Genomic DNA, 3118 nt, shown 5'->3' with positions numbered 1-3118 from the left:
GTCCTGGTCGGCCGGCTCAGCCGCGGCCTGATGGCGGCGGGCCACTCGGGCGCCTCGCCGGCCGCCGTCCGCGCCGCGCAAGCCACCGACGTCCCCGCGCCGCGACTGGCCGCCCAGGTGCCCGCCTACGGTGGCGGGACGGCCGGCCAGACCTACGGCTACGACGTCGCGGACGAGGGCGGTGACCTTCGGTGACCGCGTCCCAGGAGCCGGTACTGCCCCAGGCCTCACCGCCGGCGCGGCTCGCGCCCGAGCGATCGATCGGCGAGTTGATGGGCGACGTGACCCGGGACCTGTCCACCTTGCTGCGCCAGGAGGTCGAACTCGCCAAGGCGGAGTTGCGCGAGTCGGGAACCCAGGCCGGCAAGGGCGTGGGCCTGTTGGCCGGGGGCGCCGTGGGCGCCGTCTTCGTGCTGCTGTTCGCCTCGATCACCGCCTGGTGGGGGATCGGACTGTGGGTGGGCAACGTCTGGTCGGCCCTGATCGTCGCCGCGATCTGGGCGGTCATCGCGGTGATCCTGGTTCAGTCCGGCCGCTCGGAACTGGCCCGGGTACGCGGCCTGCCGATGACCGCGGAGACCGTCAGCAAGATTCCCAATGCAGTGAAGGGCAACGAGGAGGAGAACCGATGACCACCGATCCGTCCGAGCTGAGGGCTCGGATCGAAGACACCAGGGCGAGCCTTTCCGACAACGTGGATGCGCTCGCCGACCAGGCCAACCCCGCCCACATCGCACACCGGCAGGTGAGCAAGGTGAAGCAGGCCGGCAGCCGGCTGCTGGACCGGGTGCTGGGTGCCGCGGAGGAGGTGCGCGACGCAGCGGCCGACAAGGCGCATGAACTCACCTCCCAGGTGCGCGACGCCACCGACGAGGTCGGCGATCGGGCCAGTGCACTCGGCCACGGCGTGGGCGATCTTCCCCGGCAGGCGGGCAGGCAGGCGCAGGGAAACCCGCTCGCCGCCGGTGTGGTGGCCTTCGGGATCGGCCTCCTGATCGCCGCCGCCTTCCCCGCCTCCCGCACCGAGGAGGACCTCGCCCGGAGCGTGAAGGAGAAGGCGCAGCCCTTGACCGACCAGCTCGGCGCGGCGGCCAGGGAGGTCGCGGGCAATCTCGCCGAGCCGGCCAGGCACGCAGCCGACTCCCTGAAGGATTCGGCAGGCGAGGCGGTGGCCAACCTCCAGGAGAAGGGCGGCGCGGCGGTCGAGGAGGTCAGGGACGTGGCGAAGGACTCGGCCGAGGAGGTCGGCGACGGCGTCCGGGACGCGACGGCCAGGGTGAAGGACGACGCCCACGACGCGACCACGTAGGCCGCACCTCCGGCCGGTGATCGACGGCCACAGCGCCGTGGTCGGCGAGGCCCGCTCCGTGCGGACGCATGAGGCGGGCCTCGTTCGGGTACGTCCGCGATCATGACCGAGAATCTCGAGCAGCTGGCCGCAGAGTTGAGCCGGGTCGACGAGGCGATCGCCGTGGCACCGCTGTACGCCGAACCCGGCAACCCCTTGTCCGGGTTCAGCGACGAACTCGTCGAACTCGTCCTCCGCGAGGAGGAGGTCGTCGATCTCCTCGCCCAGTCCGCCCGGGACCGGATCACTGGCGAGTGACCCGTCTGCGGCCCGCCCTCGACGAACCGGTGCCCGCGCCCCGGCTCAGGCGTCCCCGGAGCACACGTCGAGATCCCTCACCGCCGGTCCTTCGAGGACGCGGCCCGAGGCGTCGAAGCGCGACCCGTGCAAGGGGCAGTCCCACGACTTCTCCAGGTCGTTCCACGCCAGCACCCCACCCAGATGGGTACAGACCGCAGAGACCGTGCAGGTGCGCCCGTTCACGGTCGAGCGGGCAGCCGGACGGCCGGAGCTGCGTCCCACCTCGCCGTCGCCTTCCGCCGGGGGATTCCGGTGGAGCGCCCTGGTCTCGGCGGCCACCCAGCCGGTGGTCATCCTGGCGGCCACCACGGCGGTGAACCGGCCGGCTTCGCCGAGTCCCGGGCCATGGGCGTCGTGCAGCACCCGCGCCCACCCGGGAACGTCGCCGACGAGCTTCCCGGCCAGCTGCAACGCCGCCGCGACGGCATTTGCCATCCCCCACTTGTGGTAGCCGGTGGCGACCTGGATCCGGCCGCGACTCCACGGCAGCACCCCGACCAGCGGCATGCCGGCCGCCGGCGCGTAGTCCTGGGCCGACCAGGCATGCGTCCGCGTGGCCCCGGGGAAGACGCCCGCAGTCCAGCTTTCGAGGTCGGCCACCCGCCGGCGCGGCGATCCACCGCGGCCCGTGTCATGGCCGTTCCCACCCACGAGCAGCACCTCGCCGTCAGGTCCTGGCGCGGTACGCAGCGACCGCGAGGGATGATCCACCGAGAGGTACATGCCCTGCGGGAGATCGGACAGGCCGCGGAAGGCGAGGACGTAGGAGCGCTCGGCCTTCACCCGGGCGAAGTGGCCGCCGCGGTCGAGGATGGGGGTGCCGGTGGCGAGCACCACGTCGCCGGCGCGGAGTTCGCCGCCGGTCGTCGCGATCCGCACGCCCGTGGCGTCGACCTTGACGTCCTGCACGCGGGTGCCGGTGTGGATCACGCCGCCATGCGCCAGGAGCTCCTCCTGCAAGAGGTCGAGCATCAGGGTCGGATGGACCTGCGCCTGGTCGCGAAGGCTGATCGCGCCGGCCACGTCGTACGGCAGCCCGGTCTCCTCCGACCACTCGACCGGCAGCCCTGCCCGTTCGCAGGCCTGGAGTTCGGCGTCCAGGACGCGCAGTCCCGCGGCGGAGTTCGCGCAGGTGTAGGCGGTCCTGACCTCCGAGCCCCGGCCGGCCAGCACGTCTCGCAGCCACTCGGCCCCGGCCCGGTTGGCTTCGACGTAGGCCCGCAGCACCTCCTCGCCCTGCACACGCCACAGCCTGCTCAGCAGATCGCCCTGCAGCAGGCTGAGTTTGGCGGTGGTGTTGCCGGTCGCGACGGCGCCGAGGGTCCGCGCCTCGACCAGGCCGACCGGTACGCCCCGTCTGGCCAGAAGGACGGCCGTGGCCACACCGGTGAGCCCGGCCCCCACCACCACGACGTCGTAGTGGGTGTCCGGCCGGAGCTCGGCGCCCCGGTCGGGGATGGGGTGGGTGTC

General features: G+C 72.8%; 5 protein-coding genes. 4 read left to right on the top strand and 1 reads right to left on the bottom strand.

Annotated features, from left to right (window positions below):
• The 4 genes from QM633_RS00385 to QM633_RS00370 form a co-directional block, all read left to right on the top strand.
• Positions 1 to 195 (top strand): hypothetical protein (locus QM633_RS00385; RefSeq protein ID WP_415151738.1); only part of this gene is annotated, 195 nt, incomplete at its 5' end.
• A complete protein-coding gene (locus QM633_RS00380) occupies positions 192 to 632 on the top strand; it encodes a phage holin family protein (protein ID WP_415151737.1) in 441 nt (146 codons plus the stop codon). The genes QM633_RS00385 and QM633_RS00380, both read left to right, overlap by 4 nt.
• Positions 629 to 1309: a DUF3618 domain-containing protein gene (locus tag QM633_RS00375; RefSeq protein ID WP_415151736.1), complete on the top strand. Its 681-nt coding sequence runs from the start codon at positions 629 to 631 to the stop codon at positions 1307 to 1309. Before QM633_RS00380 ends, QM633_RS00375 begins: the two co-directional genes overlap by 4 nt.
• A 102-nt stretch (positions 1310 to 1411) precedes the next feature.
• Complete coding sequence (locus QM633_RS00370) at positions 1412 to 1606, top strand: hypothetical protein (protein WP_415151735.1); 195 nt, start codon at positions 1412 to 1414, stop codon at positions 1604 to 1606.
• A gap of 45 nt (positions 1607 to 1651) precedes the next feature.
• Here the strand turns inward: QM633_RS00370 and QM633_RS00365 are convergent.
• Positions 1652 to 3118, bottom strand: a 1467-nt coding sequence (locus QM633_RS00365) for an FAD-dependent oxidoreductase (RefSeq protein ID WP_415151734.1), incomplete at its 5' end; no start/stop codon positions are given.

It is taken from the genome of Propionicimonas sp. (assembly GCF_047606205.1).
Classification (GTDB): Bacteria; Actinomycetota; Actinomycetes; order Propionibacteriales; family Propionibacteriaceae; genus Propionicimonas.
This window is presented reverse-complemented; position numbering and strand designations above follow the sequence as displayed.

Excerpts from the sequence above, each read along its gene's own strand:
- QM633_RS00370 (WP_415151735.1), top strand. The coding sequence starts at position 1,412 with ATGACCGAGAATCTCGAGCAGCTGGCCGCAGAGTTGAGCCGGGTCGAC.
- QM633_RS00375 (WP_415151736.1), top strand. The coding sequence starts at position 629 with ATGACCACCGATCCGTCCGAGCTGAGGGCTCGGATCGAAGACACCAGG.